At 59.6% G+C, this 17,060-nt stretch carries 17 protein-coding genes and 1 pseudogene; all 18 read left to right on the forward strand.

Going from position 1 to position 17,060, the window contains the following annotated elements; translation table 11 throughout:
• Nucleotides 1-26 precede the first annotated feature (26 nt).
• The 18 genes and pseudogenes from HTY51_RS02800 (at nt 27) to HTY51_RS02880 (ending at nt 17,019) form a co-directional block, all read left to right on the forward strand.
• Nucleotides 27-353 (forward strand): hypothetical protein, encoded by a 327-nt coding sequence (locus HTY51_RS02800; protein ID WP_174251303.1) that lies wholly within the window; start codon nt 27-29, stop codon nt 351-353.
• On the forward strand, nt 350-1,783 hold the full coding sequence (locus tag HTY51_RS02805; protein WP_174251304.1) for a TolC family protein: 1,434 nt from the start codon (nt 350-352) through the stop codon (nt 1,781-1,783). Before HTY51_RS02800 ends, HTY51_RS02805 begins: the two co-directional genes overlap by 4 nt.
• Nucleotides 1,784-1,800: 17 nt before the next feature.
• Nucleotides 1,801-3,213 (forward strand): multicopper oxidase family protein, encoded by a 1,413-nt coding sequence (locus HTY51_RS02810; protein ID WP_174251305.1) that lies wholly within the window; start codon nt 1,801-1,803, stop codon nt 3,211-3,213.
• 23 nt (nt 3,214-3,236) lie between these two features.
• Nucleotides 3,237-3,731: a plastocyanin/azurin family copper-binding protein gene (locus HTY51_RS02815; RefSeq protein WP_174251306.1), complete on the forward strand. Its 495-nt coding sequence runs from the start codon at nt 3,237-3,239 to the stop codon at nt 3,729-3,731.
• Nucleotides 3,732-3,829: 98 nt separating this feature from the next.
• Nucleotides 3,830-4,174, forward strand: a complete 345-nt coding sequence (locus HTY51_RS02820; RefSeq protein WP_174254141.1) for a copper-binding protein — start codon at nt 3,830-3,832, stop codon at nt 4,172-4,174.
• Between the two features lie 43 nt (nt 4,175-4,217).
• A complete protein-coding gene (locus HTY51_RS02825) occupies nt 4,218-4,445 on the forward strand; it encodes an SHOCT domain-containing protein (protein ID WP_254606965.1) in 228 nt (75 codons plus the stop codon).
• 29 nt (nt 4,446-4,474) lie between these two features.
• Entirely contained in the window at nt 4,475-5,836 is a 1,362-nt protein-coding gene (locus tag HTY51_RS02830; RefSeq protein ID WP_174251307.1) for an MBL fold metallo-hydrolase RNA specificity domain-containing protein, read from the forward strand.
• Nucleotides 5,833-7,371 carry a thymidine phosphorylase family protein gene (locus tag HTY51_RS02835; protein WP_174251308.1) on the forward strand — a complete coding sequence of 513 codons (1,539 nt, stop codon included), beginning with the start codon at nt 5,833-5,835 and terminating at the stop codon, nt 7,369-7,371. Before HTY51_RS02830 ends, HTY51_RS02835 begins: the two co-directional genes overlap by 4 nt.
• Nucleotides 7,372-7,416: 45 nt before the next feature.
• Complete coding sequence (locus HTY51_RS02840) at nt 7,417-7,959, forward strand: hypothetical protein (RefSeq protein WP_174251309.1); 543 nt, start codon at nt 7,417-7,419, stop codon at nt 7,957-7,959.
• 12 nt (nt 7,960-7,971) lie between these two features.
• Complete coding sequence (locus HTY51_RS02845) at nt 7,972-8,238, forward strand: DUF2933 domain-containing protein (protein WP_174251310.1); 267 nt, start codon at nt 7,972-7,974, stop codon at nt 8,236-8,238.
• On the forward strand, nt 8,235-8,867 hold the full coding sequence (locus HTY51_RS02850) for an isoprenylcysteine carboxylmethyltransferase family protein (protein WP_174251311.1): 633 nt from the start codon (nt 8,235-8,237) through the stop codon (nt 8,865-8,867). The genes HTY51_RS02845 and HTY51_RS02850 overlap by 4 nt, the downstream gene beginning before the upstream one ends.
• Before the next feature lie 156 nt (nt 8,868-9,023).
• A pseudogene (locus HTY51_RS02855) lies at nt 9,024-9,523 on the forward strand (DUF6629 family protein); the annotation flags it as partial.
• Nucleotides 9,524-9,603: 80 nt separating this feature from the next.
• Entirely contained in the window at nt 9,604-9,921 is a 318-nt protein-coding gene (locus HTY51_RS02860; RefSeq protein ID WP_174250811.1) for a cation transporter, read from the forward strand.
• Nucleotides 9,918-10,139, forward strand: coding sequence for a GDCCVxC domain-containing (seleno)protein (locus tag HTY51_RS18555; protein WP_254606966.1), 222 nt, complete (start codon nt 9,918-9,920; stop codon nt 10,137-10,139). Before HTY51_RS02860 ends, HTY51_RS18555 begins: the two co-directional genes overlap by 4 nt.
• Before the next feature lie 139 nt (nt 10,140-10,278).
• Nucleotides 10,279-10,779, forward strand: coding sequence for a hypothetical protein (locus HTY51_RS02865; RefSeq protein WP_174251312.1), 501 nt, complete (start codon nt 10,279-10,281; stop codon nt 10,777-10,779).
• A 170-nt stretch (nt 10,780-10,949) separates the two neighbouring features.
• Nucleotides 10,950-12,221 carry a TolC family protein gene (locus HTY51_RS02870; RefSeq protein WP_217448233.1) on the forward strand — a complete coding sequence of 424 codons (1,272 nt, stop codon included), beginning with the start codon at nt 10,950-10,952 and terminating at the stop codon, nt 12,219-12,221.
• Entirely contained in the window at nt 12,218-13,846 is a 1,629-nt protein-coding gene (locus HTY51_RS02875; protein WP_217448234.1) for an efflux RND transporter periplasmic adaptor subunit, read from the forward strand. The genes HTY51_RS02870 and HTY51_RS02875 overlap by 4 nt, the downstream gene beginning before the upstream one ends.
• 11 nt (nt 13,847-13,857) lie before the next feature.
• Nucleotides 13,858-17,019, forward strand: a complete 3,162-nt coding sequence (locus HTY51_RS02880) for an efflux RND transporter permease subunit (RefSeq protein ID WP_174251314.1) — start codon at nt 13,858-13,860, stop codon at nt 17,017-17,019.
• Nucleotides 17,020-17,060 lie beyond the last annotated feature (41 nt).

Consider the following 17,060-nt stretch of genomic DNA (forward strand, 5'->3'; position numbering starts at 1 on the left):
TCAGCGAGTTACCCCAAGAGGAATCCATGACCATCCCTACCCACAGCCTGTCCTTCGGAAAATTGCTTCCCTGGACGATGGCGCTGCTTGCCGGCTCAGCCATGGCGCAGATCACGGCCGAGCAGACCCCGCCACCGGCACCCCCGGCCCAACTGACCTACACCTCGCCCCTGAACGGGTATCAGGCCTACGCTGACCAACCGGTCCAGTCCTGGCGGGAGGTTAACGACACCGTTGGCCGTATCGGGGGATGGCGCACTTATGCCAAGGAAGCCAGAACGGCTGAGCCTGCCAATGACACGGTACCTTCGTCTGCGGCCCATGAAGGGCATCACGGAGGTTCCAAGCGATGAGACGCACTCTGCAATCGAGCGGAGCCAGGCTCGCGATATCGGCCGTGACTCTGGCGGTTCTGTCCGGCTGCGCCAGCGTCAGTCTCGAACAGAACGTCAGCCGCGTGAACGACGAGGCTAGCAGCTTCACGGAGAAGAAACTGGCGCTTTCGCGCACGGAGCAGGAGCGCAAGGAGCGGGCTGACGCCGCCCAGGCACTCCTCACCCAGCCTCTGGGGCAGCGCGAAGCCGTACAACTGGCCTTGGTCAACAGCCCCTCCCTGCAGGCCTTGTTGGCCCAGGGCTGGGCGGAATCGGCCGACGCCGCCCAGATTGGCCGGATCGCCAACCCAATTTTCAGCTACGAGCGCATGGTCGCGGGCGATGAGCTGGAAATTGGACGCGCTCTGTCGTTTGGTCTGCTGGACCTGCTGACGCTGCCGACCCGCCAGGGGATTTCCCGCTACCGCATCGAGCAGTCGCAGCTGCGCCTGACCAGCGAAGTGGTAGACCAGGTCACGCAGGTCCGCCAGGCCTGGGTGCGTGCCGTTGCGGCGCAGCAAACCCTCCGGTATGCCCGTCAGGTGTACGAGAGTGCAGAAGCCACCTCCGAGATTGCCCGGCGCATGCAGGCCGCGGGCAACTTCAGTCGCATCAGCCGTGCCCGCGAGCAGGCCTTCTACGCAGATGCTGCCACACGCCTGGCCACGGCCAACCATCAGGCCACGGCAACGCGGGAGGAGTTGGTCCGCCGGCTGGGGCTCGATGAAGCACAGGCCCCGCTGCTCAAGCTCCCCGAGCGCTTGCCTGATCTGCCCAAGCAGGCCATGGATCCCCAGACCGCAGGTTCGTACGCCACACGCAACCGCCTGGATATCCGGCTCGCACAGACGAACTTCGAGGCTTATGCCAAATCTCAAGGTTTGACCACGGTGACCAGCCTCACCGACATCGAACTCACGGCGCGCCGCAATACCAAGACCGACAGCGCAACGGGAAGCCGTTCAGATCCGCGTGGCTATGAAATCGGGGTACGGTTGCCGATTTTCGACTGGGGTGGCATGCAGCGCGATGCGATGAGCGCGCGTACGCTGGCCGCAGCCAACCAGCTGGAAGCCACAATTCGTGCGGCCGGATCCAGCCTGCGCGAGAGCTATTCCGGCTACCGCACCGCCTACGACGTGGCGCGCCATCACCGCGATGAGGTCGTGCCGCTGCGCAAGGTGATCTCAGACGAGAACCAGCTGCGCTACAACGGAATGATCATCGGCGTTTTCGAGCTGCTCGCCGACGCCCGTGATCAAGTCAATACGGTCATTGCCGCCATCAACACAGAGCAACAGTTCTGGCTGGCTGACGCAGCCTTGCAGGCTTCCCTCATCGGGCGTCCGACCAGCACGACGCTATCCGCAGCAGCACCTCCTTCCGGTGCCGCCGCCGCCGGCCATTGATTTTCAGGGAATCCGCAATGACATCCAGAAGAGATTTTTTCAAGTTAGCAGGCGTCGCTGGCGGTGCTGTGGCAGCGGCCTCGGTCAGCCGCGTGGCCATGGCGGCCCTGCCCGAGCCGGTCATCCAGACCAGCCCAGACACCATGGCCCCATTGGTTCCCAACAGCGGCCGCCCCTACAACCCGGTGGTCACGCTCAACGGCTGGACCCTGCCCTGGCGCATGAACCAGGGCGTCAAGGAATTCCACCTCGTGGCTGAACCGGTGGTCCGCGAGATGGCACCCGGGTTCAAAGCCCATCTTTGGGGCTACAACGGCCAGAGTCCCGGGCCCACCCTCGAGGTGGTCGAGGGCGACCGCGTGCGCATCTTCGTGACCAACAAGCTGCCGGAACACACCAGCATCCACTGGCATGGCCAAAGGCTGCCCAACGGCATGGACGGCGTCGCCGGCCTGAACCAGCCGGCGATTCAACCCGGTAAGACCTTTGTCTACGAGTTCGTGGCGCGCCGGCCGGGCACTTTCATGTACCACCCACATGCCGACGAGATGACGCAGATGGCCATGGGCATGATGGGCTTCTGGGTGACCCATCCCAAGGTCAAGAATCCGCTGATCGACGAGGTTCAGAGAGACTTCTGCTTTCTCCTGAACGCCTTTGATATCGATCCCGGGAGCTACACCCCCAAGATCATGACCATGCTGGACTTCAATCTGTGGTCCTGGAACAGCCGTATCTTCCCCGGCATCGACTCCCTGAATGTCCGCCTGAACGACAAGGTCCGGATCCGGATTGGCAATCTGACGATGACCAATCACCCCATCCACCTGCATGGCCATGAGTTCCTGGTGACTGGAACCGATGGCGGGCCCACACCGAAAAGCACGCGCTGGTATGAGGTGACCACCGATGTCGCGGTTGGCCAGATGCGTCAGGTTGAGTTCCTCGCGGACGAGGAAGGCGACTGGGCCTTCCACTGCCACAAGAGCCACCACACCATGAACGCCATGGGACATAACCTCCCTACGCTGATAGGCGTGGACCACCGCGGCCTGTCCAAGAAGATCAACAACCTGATCCCGGACTATATGGTCATGGGGGAGCGTGGCATGGCGGACATGACGGAAATGGAGATGCCCATACCCGACAACACCGCCCCCATGATGACTGGCGAAGGCCCGTTTGGTTCGGTGGAGATGGGTGGCATGTTCAGTGTGCTCAAGGTTCGGCGCGATCAGAAGCCCGGGGACTACAAGGACCCGGGGTGGTTCAAGCATCCCGAAGGCACGGTGGCCCACGAGTACGAAGGCCCGCTCAGCGAGCCTGCGAGGTTCAAGGCCGAAGGCGGCCAATCCATGCCTCGTGCGCAGACCCCCAGCCAACCGACCGAAGTCAAAGTTCGCAAGCCTCAGTCCCACAGCGGGCACTGAATTTTTAATCCAAGGAGATATCCATGACACACAAGACACGCACCCTGGCCAAAGTGATGGCCCTGATGGCGATTGCCCTGTCCAGCTCGGCTTTCGCTGGTGGCAACCATGCCGGCGGCCACGGCCACGACGATGAGGAGACGGCGATCGGCAAGCCAGGCGTGGCTGCACGGGTCAACCGCACCATCACCATCGAAATGAACGACAGCATGCGCTATACGCCCGCAGACGTTCAGGTCAAGCAAGGCGAAACCGTCCGGTTCGTGGTCAAGAACGTCGGCAAGGTCAAGCACGAACTCAGTCTTGGAACGCAGCAGGAACTGATGGAGCATCTGGAGCAGATGAAGAAGTTTCCCGATATGGAGCACGACGAGCCCAGCAAGGTCACGCTGGCTCCGGGGAAGCAGGGCGAGATCATCTGGCAGTTCACCAAGGCTGGCACCGTGAATTTCGCCTGTCTGATGCCTGGCCACTATGAAGCAGGGATGAAAGGTGCGGTCAAGGTCGCCAGGAAATGAAACCCATCCGAAGGCACGGTCTGCACGATCTGCACCAGGTCGTGCTGGCCACCAAGAAGGGTCGCAACAGGTTCTCAGCAATATCCCGCGAGGAAATCATGAAAAACATCAAACATATTCTTGCCATTTCGTCTCTCGCATTGGGCATAGCCTTGCCTATGAGCAGCATCGCGCAAACCATGATGATGGACCAGAGCAAGATGGGTATGTCGCAATCCGCGTCCATGACCGATGGGGAGGTCCGCAAGGTCGATCGTGAGACTGGCAAGATCACCATCAAGCACGGCGATATCAAACATCTGGACATGCCAGGCATGACCATGGTCTTCACGGCAAAGGACAAGGGATTGCTGACAAACTTGAAGCCTGGCGATAAGGTCAAGTTCATGGTCGTCAACGAAGGCGGCAAGATGGTTATCACCGATCTCCAGCCAGTCGAGTGACGCTCCCACGATTCACTGCATCTTCAGTAACGGGAGAATCTCGATGTACTTTGGTGATGGTTACTACATGGTCGGCATGCATGCTTTCTGGTGGATCTTCTGGGTGATCATCATCATCGCGCTATTGTTCGGTCCTTGGCCTCCTAGCCGTGGTCGAGATGACGGCCTGCGGGAGACACCGCATCAGGTCTTGCGACGCCGACTGGCCAAGGGCGAGATCAAGCCGGAAGAGTACGAACAACTCAAGCAGTTGCTCGGCAAGGACGAATAGCGAAAAATTCGTCGCGACAAGGAATGGACATGAAGCTGACGTTTCTCGGCGCTGCAGGCACAGTAACAGGCTCCAAATACCTGCTGGAGCATGCCGGACGTCAGATCCTGGTCGATTGCGGGCTCTTCCAAGGCTACAAGCATTTGCGGGAGATGAACTGGGAGCCTTTCCCAGTGGATGTCTCGCGCCTGGACTGTGTCATCCTGACCCATGCGCATCTGGATCACTCCGGTGCCCTGCCTCTGCTGCTTCGGAACGGGTATCGCGGCCCCATCTACACCACGCCAGGAACCATCGACCTTTGTCACCTGCTCCTGCCTGATAGTGCGAGGCTGCAGGAGGAAGAAGCCGAATATCTGAATCGCCACCAGGCCAGCAAGCATAAGCCGGCTCTTCCTCTCTACACAGAACAGGATGCGCGACATGTTTTGCGCTATATGCAGGCTGTGCCATTTAATGAAACCATAGAAATGGTGCCTGACATGCAGCTTTCACTGCGGCCAGCGGGTCATATTATTGGTGCGGCCAACGCAGAAATTCAGGCGGGCGGCTTGACCATCGTCTTTTCAGGAGATGTTGGACGCGATGACGATCCGATCATGCGGCCGCCGACACCGCTTGGGACGGCGGACTACCTAGTCATCGAGTCCACCTATGGCGATCGGCTGCACCAGCCGGAGGACAACGAGGCGCTTCTGGCCGAGATCATCCAGAGAACGGCGGGTCGCGGTGGCAGCGTTGTGGTACCGGCCTTCGCGGTGGGGCGCGCGCAGACCCTGCTGTTTCTGCTCTCGCGCCTCAAGGCACGACACGCGATACCGGATCTGCCCGTGTTCCTAGACAGTCCGATGGCCATCGACATGACCGAGATCTACCACCGGCACCGGAAGGAGCACCGACTGAGCCCGGAAGAGTGCAAAGGTCTGTGCCGGGTTGCCACCATGGTCCGGACCTCTGACGAATCACGCGCCCTGAACAACGTTCGCTACCCCGCCGTCATCATCTCGGCCAGCGGCATGGCCACCGGAGGTCGGGTGCTGCACCATCTCAAGAGAATGGCACCGGACCGGCGCAACACCATCGTCCTGGTGGGCTATCAGGCCGGGGGGACTCGTGGTGCACGTCTAGCCGCCGGGGAGAAGTCTATCCGGATCTTTGGCGAGGATGTAGCTGTCAATGCCGAAGTCGCGATGCTGCGCGGCATGTCCGCACACGCCGATGCCGGACAGCTCATGCGCTGGATGGCCGCTATGCCCCACGCGCCCAGGAAGGTCTTCCTGACTCATGGCGAGCCAGGACCGGCCGACATTTTGCGACAGCGTGTGGACAGAGAACTCGGCTGGACGGCTGGCGTGCCCCGCTTAGGCCAGACCGTGGAGCTGGTGCCATGAGTCACCTCCACGCTCTTGAAGATCACGAGACGCATGCTGCGCTTCGGTACCGGCTGTTGGGAATCGACACGCAGCAGGAGTATGTGATCTACATGCGGCGAGACTGTCATGTGTGTCGGGCTGAGGGTTTTCAATCGCAAACCCGGGTACGCGTGGACCTGGGGGATCGCCATATCATCGCCACCCTCAACGTGATCGATTCCGACTTGCTGTTGCCAGGCGAAGTTGGCCTTTCGCGTGGTGCAGCCCAGACGTTGGCTGCAGACGAGCAAAGCCAACTCCAAGTCTCCCACGCGCCGACGCTGGAGTCCTACAGTGCGCTGCGGTCCAAGATATACGGGCACCGGCTCGATGCGTCGGCATACCGCAGCATCATCACGGATGTATCTGCGGGTCACTATTCCGATATGCATCTGGCGGCATTTCTCAGTGCCTGCGCCGGTGGCCGCATGGATCTGCAGGAAGTCATCGACCTGACTCTAGCCATGGTGGAGGCAGGAACGCGGATCGATTGGGGGCGAACCCCGATCGCGGACAAGCATTGTGTTGGTGGTCTGCCCGGCAACAGGACGACACCGATCGTCGTGGCCATCGTCGCCGCGGCCGGTCTAACCATGCCCAAGACCTCCTCGCGCGCCATCACGTCCCCGGCTGGAACAGCGGACGTGATGGAGACGATGACAAACGTGACACTGGATCTGGGGGCCATGCGACGGGTCGTTGAGCGAGAGGGAGGTTGTCTTGCCTGGGGTGGCGCGTTGTCGCTGAGCCCTGCCGACGATCTACTGATTCGTGTTGAGCGGCCCTTGGACCTGGACAGTGATGCCCAGCTGGTGGCCTCTGTGCTGTCCAAGAAAATCGCTGCGGGGGCGACACATGTCGTGTTGGATATCCCGGTTGGCCCCACCGCAAAAGTTCGTAGCGAGGAGGACGCACGCCGACTGACCACCATGCTTCAGCAGGTCGGCGACGCCTGTGGCCTGAATTTGCACATACGCCATACCCGGGGAGGCCAGCCGGTAGGTCAAGGTGTCGGCCCAGCGCTCGAAGCTCACGACGTGATGGGCGTACTCCGTGGGGCCGCGCATGCACCCGTCGATCTCCGGATGCGTGCGCTCAACTTGGCGGGCGACCTGCTGGAGTTCTGTGGCAAAGCGACTCCAGGAACGGGGAACTCGCTCGCATGGCGGCTGCTTGACTCTGGTATGGCGTGGCAGAAATTCCAAGGTATTTGCGAAGCGCAAGGAGGTTTGCATGAGCCACCCGTCGCCAGAATCAAAGACCCCGTCATCGCAGCATCTTCGGGACACATTTCTCACATTGATAACAGACGTCTGTCACGCCTGGCGAAGCTGCTGGGAGCACCAACAACTCCAACCGCCGGCTTGGCCATGCATGTTGAGCTCGGGGACTCTGTGCAGCAGGGCACGCCCTTGTTCACCCTGCACGCGGAATCTACTGGGGAGTTGTCTTACGCAAAGGAATATCTAAAGTCCCACCCCTTTTTGACCATCTCGGGGGAGGCCGAGAGGTAAGGCGTTTCCCGTTCGCAATTGGTTTTTCACTTCTAGGAGGTTGGTATGAAAGCAGTACGTTCCCTGATCGCTGTGTCCTTGATCACGTGTCTTTCAACGTTGAGCCTGGCCGCTCAACCTGACCCGCAAGATCACGAGGCCCATCACCCCGCCGGCGCTGCGTCAGCGCCGAAATCCAAGACCCCCGCGGCAAAACCGCCAGCGACAAAAGCCTCTGCGCCGAAGCCTTCAGCGGCCGTGAAGCAGAACATTGAGCGGATGGACCAGCAAATGATGATGATGGGCGAAATGCATCAGAAAATGATGAGCGCCCAATCCGCAGGTGAGCGTGGTGCACTCATGGGTGAGCACATGAAAATGATGCAGGACGGCATGTCCATGATGAACATGATGAAAGGCTCCGGCATGGCCGGCGCAGGTATGGGTGGGGGTGGCATGAGTGGCCCGGGGATGGGTGGCGCGCAAGACAGCAAGAGCATGCCTGGCAACATGGAAGACCGTCAGCAAATGATGGAGAAACGCATGGACATGATGCAGATGATGATGCAGATGATGATGGACATCCAGCCGGCACCAGCCGGAAAGTAATCGGGGGGCGCCATGAATCACGAACATCACCAACATGAACCTGCCCCGTCATTCTGGGGGTCACGTTATTCGGTCGGCTTGCTCGTGATCGGGGCCGTTGCCGGTTACTTTCTGTTGAAAGAGCATCTGGTACACGTAGCCACTGCGCTCCCATACTTGTTTATTCTCGCCTGCCCCATCATGCATTTTTTCATGCATCGCGGGCATGGTCATAAGCACGGACCCAGCCGACAGGACAACCTGGGACCTGGTTCCGGCGACAAGGGAGATGCACCATGACTCACGCCGAACCTGCTTATGGACTTTGGCTGCTGGTGGCTTTGAACTCGGCCGTCTTCATCATGTTCGCGTTCAGCTTCTTCAAGCCCGCAACTGCTCGCGACTGGAGGACCTTCGGCGCCTTCTCCGCGTTCATCGTCGCCTTATTCGTCGAAATGTACGGATTCCCACTGACGATTTACCTGCTGTCAGGATGGCTGCAGACGAAGTTTCCGAATCTGGACATCATGTCCCATGATACTGGCCACCTATGGGCCACTCTGCTCGGAGAGAAGGGGGATCCGCATTTTGGTGTCCTGCATATCGCCAGCTATATCTTTCTGGGCTACGGCTTCTATCTGCTGTCTACAGCCTGGAATGTTCTCTACCATGCGCAACGCAGGCATACACTGGCAATGACAGGTCCATATGCGCGGATCCGTCACCCACAATATGTGTCGTTTGTCCTGATCCTCCTGGGCTTTCTGCTGCAGTGGCCCACACTCCTGACATTGCTCATGTTTCCGATCCTGTTGATGATGTACGGCCGGCTCGCTATCACGGAGGAGACGGAAATGCGGACGCAGTTCGGGGAGGAATTCGATCGCTACGCACTAAAAACGCCCAGGTTCTTTCCCCGGTGGCGTTAGTAATCGCTATATGCAACAGCGCCAGCGGACGTTGCATCGACAATGCGATGATCATCATTGATGCGATTGATCAATAGCCACGACGAAGCTTGAACCATGTGCTTTTCGATGACTGCCAGTCTTGCCGCCGGAGGATTTCTGCTCGGCGTTGGCACGATGACCGTGAAGGCGGCACGACGTTCGTCTGAGGTTCCTTTTGCTGCAATACCACTGCTCTTTTCCATTCAGCAACTGAGCGAGGGTGTCGTCTGGTGGACCTTTGCACACGATGCGCCGGGTCTCAATGTCGTCATGACCCAGTTCTACTCGTTTTTCTCGCACGTACTCTGGCCGGCCTATGTGCCTCTGGCCGTACTCTTGCTGGAGCCTCCAGGTGGGCGGAGCAGACTGCTGAAATTGACCGCCATTGCTGGGATGGGGGTCGGCTTGTATCTGCTGTATTTGATGTTCGAGTATCCGATCACATCCCGGGCGACGGGGGGCACATTGAATATGTGTCACCCCATTTTTTTGCTGTAGTGACGATGACGGGGTACCTTCTCGCAGCCACCGTAAGCCCACTGCTGTCGAATGAGATCATGGTCAGGATCTTTGGGGCTCTCGCCTTGATCTCATTTATGCTGGCCTATCTGATCTTTGCGAGATGGTTCATCTCCGTTTGGTGTTTCTTCGCGGCAATTTTGAGCGTGATCGTTGCGCTTAGGTTCTTTGGGCGAAAAAATCCTCCCCCACTTGTTTGATAGATCAATCAGCAACATATATCGTCCATTTACAGCCGGCCTTCGGTGGCTGGCCGCTGCTGGGTGCGTTGCTCGGGCTATCCCTGCTGTTGACATCGTCCTATGCAACCAAGCTGTCGGGTAACTTGAGCGCTACTACGGCGGCGGCGATGCTGCTGCTGACATTGGTGCCCGGCGTCAACAAGATTGCGGTGAGCCTGGAGAAACGCCAGGCTACCGTGAGCTTCGACGATGCCAAGACCCTTGTCGAGACACTGACCTGGGCCACTCAGGAGGCGGGTTATCCGTCTCAACCGCTAGGGAATGCACAATGACCGCCGTCGTACCAGATTCGATGCTGACCTGTCCGGTCTGTGGCCATAGCAAGCGGGAGATCATGCCTACAGATGCTTGCCAGTGGTTCTACGAGTGCGAGCAGTGCCACACCGTGCTCCGCCCCAAGCCAGGAGACTGTTGCGTCTACTGCTCATATGGCAGCATGCCTTGTCCACCGATTCAGAAGAGCGGAAAGGGCGGCGGGTGTAGCCATTGAGCTTGCCGGCACAAGTTCCTTTTGAGCGGTATGCTGCTATCGTTCGGTCCGAACGAGGGGGCAATTTATACGATCGCACCGGGCCAGTCCTGCGTTTGATCGTCATCAGAATCTGCCAGCGACCCCATTCATACCCATCATGGAAACGAAATCTCTTGCTCTTGCCGACATCCTGAGGGCGCTACGAGAAGACATTCAGGCTGAAAACACCTTGATCGCCAGCCGAGTGACTTGGTACGTGACCTCGCAGTCGTTTCTGCTGACGGCGTATGCAGCTTCCTGGAGTACCGGTTTTCTCTGGCAGTCATTTTTTCATCACGTGATGCCGATTGCGGCCATCGTTCTCTCGGTGGTGATCCTGGCGTCCATTTATGCGGCAACCTGGGCACAGGATGTGTATTTGAGGGAGCAGGAGGCGCTGGTTTTCAGGATCAACGCCGAGTTTCAACTTTCGGATGCCGAAAAGATGGCGCTTCAGGTTTATGAGCGAACCATGGTTGTCAATCGGGCCAATGGGGCCGGCAAGATCGTCGGCGGACGTATCCACGCCCTCGTTCGGATCACGCCGCTCGTGCTTCCAGTGGGATTCTCGGCTTTGTGGCTCTATGCGCTGATCTTTGCGCCGGCCGCATCGTCATGACAGCGTTTGATAGGGATCAAACATAAAGTAGTCGGCGTTCGCACGCCTTATGGATTACAAGAATGTAATCAATTTGTCAGGAATTTGTCGGTCCCAGGCTCCGATACTGCCAGTCAGCATTCGGTCGCATCCCGATCGACCGAATGCTGACTCTGGAAGCACCGATAGTCATGAAAACAAGTTACCGGACTCTACTTTGCGCCTCCATCGCTTGGTTGTCGCTGATTTTTCCCGCGGTGGCCCAGGAGTCGGACCTCGGCGCGTCACTCAGCGGTCTCCTTGACTACGCGCGTAAGGGCAATCCTGAATACGCTGCGATGCGCGCCGAGTTGGACGCATCGACCCAGCGCGTAGAGTCTGCGGGGGCCTTGCCTGACCCGCGTTTCCGCGCCGAACTTCGGGACGTGACCCGCCAGGGGGACCAATCCCCCCTGCTTCTTCCAGGCCAGGTCGGCAGCACGCGATATCTCCTGATGCAGGAGTTCCCCTGGTATGGCAAGCGGGACCTGAAGCGAAACATTGCCGAGCAGGATGTCGAAGCAGCTAGGGGGCGCAGCCAGGGAATCTGGATCGAGATTTCAAGTCGCATCAAAGTTGCCTATGCACGACTCTACCTGCTGTATCGCAGCGAAAGAATTGCGCGCGAGATCATCGACTTGATGACCCGTCTTGAGAGCGTGACGCAGGCCCGCTACGCCGGCGGCCTGGCGGCCCAGCAGGACGTAATCCGGGCCCAGCTCGAACAATCTGCCTTGCGCAATGAATTGATCGCGCTGGACGCTGAACGTCGTCAGCTACAGGCACGTCTGAATGGCTTGCTGGCCCGGCCCGCCGGAGCGTCCCTGGCAGAACCGGTGGCACTGCGGCCAGTACCGTCGCATGAACAGTTGAACCTGACAGGGCTGGAGGAGCGTGCGATAACGCGCAATCCGCAACTCAGTAGCGAGGAATCCCGCATCAGGTCTGCCCAGTTGAGCCGGGATCTCGTGCTGAAGAACCGCTACCCCGACATCACGCTGGGGGTGTCTCCCATTCAGTACCAAGGAACCGTGAAGGAATGGGAACTGATGATCGAAATGAATATACCTCTGCAGCAGTCGTCCCGTCGGGCTCAGGAGAGGGAATCCGAAGCCCTGCTGCAGGCAGCCCAGGCGCGCAAGGAGTCTGCGACTCGGCAACTGCTGTCCGAACTTTCGGAGAACGTGGATGCGATCGATGCCGCCCGTCGTACGGAGAATCTCGTAGCGACCCAATTACTTCCCCAGTCGGAATTCACCTATCAGGCGGCCTTGGTAGGGTATGAGAACGGCAAGGTGGACTTTGCGACGCTGCTGGATGCCCAGCGGCAGATCCGCAAGGCCAGACAGAGTCAGCTGGAGTCCCAGGTAGAGGCGCAATTCCGGCTGGCTGAAATCGAACGAATCATCGGAGAAGATCTATGAATGTCCGGTCCAAATGGCTGATCGCCGGTCTGGGCGTCAGTTTGGTGGTCCTCATTGCGCTCGAAGTTCGCTATGGTTTCCTGTACCGAGGCCACGAACTGCAAGCGGCTGCCACAGAGAGCGGGGCGGAATCGCCGAATGCCGAAACGCCCAAGCCTGCACGCAAGCTTCTTTTCTATCGCAATCCCATGGGCTTGCCCGATACCTCTCCCGTGCCGAAGAAGGATCCCATGGGCATGGACTACATCGCCGTTTATGAGGGCGAGGATCAGGAAGAAAGTTCGGGTCGGACGGGCCTGATCAGGATCAGCACGGAAAAGATCCAGAAGTTGGGGGTTCGGACCGAAGCGGCGCGCGTCCAAAAACTGGAACGCACAGTGAGTGCGGCGGGACGGGTCGAACCCGACGAGCGCCGGATCTACACCATCTCGCCGAAGTTCGAGGGTTATGTGGAGCGCCTGCATGTGAACGTGACCGGTCAGACGGTGGCCAAGGGTCAGGTGCTCTTTGAGGTCTACAGCCCGGAACTGATCTCCGCGCAGCGCGAGTACCAGATCGCTTTGCAGGGCTTGCAGTCGACGCAAGGATCTGCGGATCAGGTTCAGTCGGGAATGCGTCGTTTGGCCGACTCCAGTCTGCAGCGTCTGCGCAATTGGGATATCTCGGAAGAGCAGATCTCCGGCCTGACGCTGTCGGGGGAAGTCCGACGCACGCTGGCATTCCGTTCCCCGGTCCAGGGCCTGGTGACAGAGAAAAGAGCCGTGCAAGGCATGCGCTTCATGCCGGGCGAAGCGCTGTACCAAGTCACTGACCTCGGCGCTGTCTGGGTAGTGGCCGATGTGTTCGAACAGGATATCGGTCTCGTGAAGACCGGTGCCAAGGTCAAGGTGGCGATCAATGCTTATCCTGACAAGGCGTTTTCGGGCATCGTCACCTATGTCTACCCCACGCTCAATCCCGAGACGCGGACGATTCCCGTGCGCATTGAGCTGTCCAACCCCGGCATGCTGCTCAAGCCAGCCATGTTTGCGCAGATCGAACTATCGGTCGGAACACGCACACAGACAGTGACGGTGCCCAATTCGGCGGTTATCGACAGCGGTACGCGGCAGCTCGTGCTCGTCCAGGTCGGGGAGGGGCGCTTCGAGCCGAGGGAGGTCCGCCTAGGCCGGCGCGCCAGCAATGAGGTGGAAGTCCTGGAAGGCGTGCGCAACGGCGAGATCGTCGTTGTATCTGCCAACTTCCTGATTGATGCCGAGAGCAATCTCAAGGCAGCCGTCAGCGGCTTTGGTCACGCGGGTCATGGCTCCAGTGCAGATGCCGGGCAGAAGCCATCGAGCGAGACGCCGAAAGCGGCAACGACAGGTCATCGGGCGGAGGGTGCGATCGAAAGTATCGATTTTAAGAACGGCACGGTCGAAATCAGCCATGGTCCGGTACCCAGCCTCAAATGGCCAGCCATGTCGATGGAGTTCGCTGTCGCCAATGGCGGCCTGCTGCAGGGTTACAAACTTGGCGACATGGTGGCGTTCGAGTTTGTCGAGCGCAAGCCCGGTGAGTGGGTGGTGACGGCAATGCGCCGTGCCGCACCAACGCATGATGCCGCTGCACACAAGAGTCGCTAACGGGAAGAAAAATGCTCGCCAGAATCATCGATTGGTCGGGGCGCAACCGCTTCCTGATCCTTCTTGCCACCCTGTTCGTTGTCGCGGCCGGCATCTATGCCGTGATCCGCACACCGCTGGATGCCCTGCCTGACCTGTCCGACGTCCAGGTCATCGTCTACACCGAGTATCCAGGACAGGCACCGCAGGTGGTCGAGGACCAGGTTACCTACCCGTTGACAACAGCCATGTTGTCGGTGCCCCGATCCAAGGTGGTGCGGGGATTCTCCTTCTTCGGTGCCTCTTTCGTTTACATCATTTTTGAGGACGGCACCGACATCTACTGGGCACGCTCGCGCGTGCTGGAGTACCTCAACTTCGCCGCCGGACGTATGCCCAAGGGCGTGACCCCGCAGATCGGGCCCGACGCGACCGGCGTGGGGTGGGTGTATCAATACGCCTTGCTGGCGAAAGACCGTAGCTTGGCCGAGTTGCGCAGCCTGCAGGATTGGTATCTTCGTTATCAGCTGACCAAGGCACACGGGGTCTCTGAAGTTGCCTCCATCGGAGGCTTCGTCCAGACCTATCAGGTCACGGTCGACCCGGTAAAGCTCCGCGCCTACGGCATACCCCTGAGCCGGATTTCCCAGGTGATCCGCGATTCCAATCGGGACGTGGGCGGACGGGTCATTGAGATGGCCGAGACCGAGTACATGGTGCGCGGCAAGGGCTATTTGCGCGGCGTGTCGGATATCGAAACCCTGGCGCTGCGCAGCGAGAAGGGGACACCGGTGCTGGTGCGCGACGTCGCACGGGTGGAACTGGTACCCGACGAGCGCCGCGGCCTGACCGAACTCAACGGCGAAGGCGAGGTGGTTTCCGGCATCGCCATGGCGCGTTATGGTCAGAACGCCCTGGAGGTTATTCACAATCTGAAGGAAAAAGTCGCCGAGGTCTCCTCGGGCCTGCCCGAGGGGGTCACCATTGAGGCTGTTTATGACCGTTCCGACCTGATCCACCGGGCGATTGACACGCTGAAGCGGACCTTGCTCGAGGAATCCCTCATCGTTGCGCTGGTCTGCGTGGTGTTTCTGCTCCACGTCCGGTCCGCCCTGGTTGCCATTCTGATGCTGCCCGTCGGCGTCCTGATTGCTTTCATCGCCATGCGCCTGCTGGGCATGAATTCGAACCTGATGAGTCTGGGGGGGATTGCGATTGCCATCGGCGCCATGGTCGATGCCGCCATCGTGATGATCGAGAACGCGCACAAGCACCTGGAGCGCCTGCCGTCCGAGCATACGGCGGCCCAGCGTGCCGATGCGATGGTGGTCGCCTGCAAGGAGGTTGGGCCGGCTTTGTTCTTCTCGCTGCTCATCATCACGGTCTCGTTCCTGCCGGTCTTCACGCTGGAATCGCAGGAAGGGCGGTTGTTCTCGCCCTTGGCTTACACCAAGACTTTCGCCATGGCCGGAGCGGCCATGCTCTCGGTGACACTGGTTCCGGTCCTGATGCTGTTCTTCATCCGCGGCAAGATCATGCCGGAGGCCAAGAATCCGGTGAACCGTTTCCTGATCTGGTTGTACCGCCCCATCATTGCCTGGGTGATGATCTGGAAAAAGACGACCATTGGCCTTGCGCTGCTGGCGCTGGGTATCACCCTTTATCCGGCGTCCAGGCTTGGATCCGAATTCATGCCGACGCTCAACGAGGGAACGCTTTTGTACATGCCGTCTTCGTTGCCTGGCATGTCCATCACCAAGGCTGCCGAACTGCTGCAGACCCAGAACAAGATCATCAAGAGCTTCCCGGAGGTAACCTCCGTATACGGCAAGGCTGGCCGTGCCAACACGGCAACCGATCCGGCCCCAACCGAGATGTTCGAGACGGTCATCAACCTCAAACCGACCTCAGAGTGGCGGGACGGCATGACGACGGACAAGCTGATCGCAGAGATGGACAAGGCGCTGCAGTTCCCTGGTGTTTCCAATGCCTGGACCATGCCGATCAAGGCGCGTATCGACATGCTCTCGACCGGCATACGCACGCCGATAGGTATCAAGGTGTTCGGCAAGGACCTGGCCGAGATGGAGCGTCTAGCCAAGGAGATTGAAGCGGTCGTCAAGACGGTGCCTGGCACCAGTTCGGCGTTCGCCGAGCGCATCACCGGCGGTTACTACCTGAACATCGAGCCCGATCGCCCGCAGCTGGCACGCTATGGGCTCAATGTGGGTGAGTTGCAGGAAGTCATCGGGACGGCGCTGGGCGGCGAAATGGTGACCACCACGGTCGAAGGGCGCGAGCGCTTTGGCGTCACTGTGCGCTACCCGCGTGAGTTGCGCAACGATCCGCAGCAGATCGCGACACAGGTGCTGGTGCCGACGCCGGGCGGCGCCATGGTGCCGCTGGGGCAGGTGGCGACTCTTTCGATAGCCAAGGGTGCGCCCGGTATCCGCACCGAAAATGCCTTGCTGTCCGCGTACATCTATGTGGACATCCGGGATCGGGACATCGGTGGCTATGTGGCCGATGCCAAGAAGGCCGTGGCTGAACGGGTCAAGTTCCCGCCGGGATATTACGCAACCTGGAGCGGCCAGTTTGAGTCCATGGAGCGGGCTATCCAGAAAATGAAGGTGGTCATCCCCGTGACGCTGGCGCTGATCTTCCTGTTGCTGTACCTGAACTTCAGGCGTCTCACGGAAACCCTGATCGTGATGCTCTCCGTTCCGTTTGCCCTGGTCGGCGGGATCTGGCTGATGTGGCTGCTGGATTACAACCTGTCGGTTGCCGTGGCCGTGGGTTTCATCGCTCTGGCCGGGGTAGCAGCGGAGACCGGAGTGGTCATGCTGATCTACCTGGATCACGCCTGGGAAGAGGTGAAGGCTCGGTGCCAGGCGGAGGGGAAGACCCCGGGAGCGGCCGACCTCTACGCGGCGGTGATGGATGGCGCCGTTGAACGCGTGCGGCCCAAGATGATGACCGTGGTAGCGATCATGGCGGGTCTTTTGCCCATCATGTGGGGCAGCGGCACCGGCTCCGAGGTCATGAGTCGTATTGCCGCCCCCATGGTCGGAGGCATGATTTCTTCAACCGTCCTCACGTTGGCCGTTATCCCGGCCATTTATGCTCTGGTGAAGCAATGGCAGCTACGCCACGAAATGGATGGTGTATTTCCGCTGGGGGTAAAGCCAAACTGAACAGGCGAGGGGATGATCAAGCCTCGGGAATAACGCTTGAC

The organism is Rhodoferax sp. BAB1 (assembly GCF_013334205.1).
Lineage (GTDB): Bacteria > Pseudomonadota > Gammaproteobacteria > Burkholderiales > Burkholderiaceae_C > Hylemonella.

Coding starts and splice junctions, on each gene's coding strand:
- HTY51_RS02805 (WP_174251304.1), top strand. CDS start 350: ATGAGACGCACTCTGCAATCGAGCGGAGCCAGGCTCGCGATATCGGCC.
- HTY51_RS02845 (WP_174251310.1), top strand. CDS start 7,972: ATGAATCACGAACATCACCAACATGAACCTGCCCCGTCATTCTGGGGG.
- HTY51_RS02810 (WP_174251305.1), top strand. CDS start 1,801: ATGACATCCAGAAGAGATTTTTTCAAGTTAGCAGGCGTCGCTGGCGGT.
- HTY51_RS02835 (WP_174251308.1), top strand. CDS start 5,833: ATGAGTCACCTCCACGCTCTTGAAGATCACGAGACGCATGCTGCGCTT.
- HTY51_RS02825 (WP_254606965.1), top strand. CDS start 4,218: ATGTACTTTGGTGATGGTTACTACATGGTCGGCATGCATGCTTTCTGG.
- HTY51_RS02840 (WP_174251309.1), top strand. CDS start 7,417: ATGAAAGCAGTACGTTCCCTGATCGCTGTGTCCTTGATCACGTGTCTT.
- HTY51_RS18555 (WP_254606966.1), top strand. CDS start 9,918: ATGACCGCCGTCGTACCAGATTCGATGCTGACCTGTCCGGTCTGTGGC.
- HTY51_RS02800 (WP_174251303.1), top strand. CDS start 27: ATGACCATCCCTACCCACAGCCTGTCCTTCGGAAAATTGCTTCCCTGG.
- HTY51_RS02850 (WP_174251311.1), top strand. CDS start 8,235: ATGACTCACGCCGAACCTGCTTATGGACTTTGGCTGCTGGTGGCTTTG.
- HTY51_RS02870 (WP_217448233.1), top strand. CDS start 10,950: ATGAAAACAAGTTACCGGACTCTACTTTGCGCCTCCATCGCTTGGTTG.
- HTY51_RS02815 (WP_174251306.1), top strand. CDS start 3,237: ATGACACACAAGACACGCACCCTGGCCAAAGTGATGGCCCTGATGGCG.
- HTY51_RS02880 (WP_174251314.1), top strand. CDS start 13,858: ATGCTCGCCAGAATCATCGATTGGTCGGGGCGCAACCGCTTCCTGATC.
- HTY51_RS02830 (WP_174251307.1), top strand. CDS start 4,475: ATGAAGCTGACGTTTCTCGGCGCTGCAGGCACAGTAACAGGCTCCAAA.
- HTY51_RS02865 (WP_174251312.1), top strand. CDS start 10,279: ATGGAAACGAAATCTCTTGCTCTTGCCGACATCCTGAGGGCGCTACGA.
- HTY51_RS02875 (WP_217448234.1), top strand. CDS start 12,218: ATGAATGTCCGGTCCAAATGGCTGATCGCCGGTCTGGGCGTCAGTTTG.
- HTY51_RS02820 (WP_174254141.1), top strand. CDS start 3,830: ATGAAAAACATCAAACATATTCTTGCCATTTCGTCTCTCGCATTGGGC.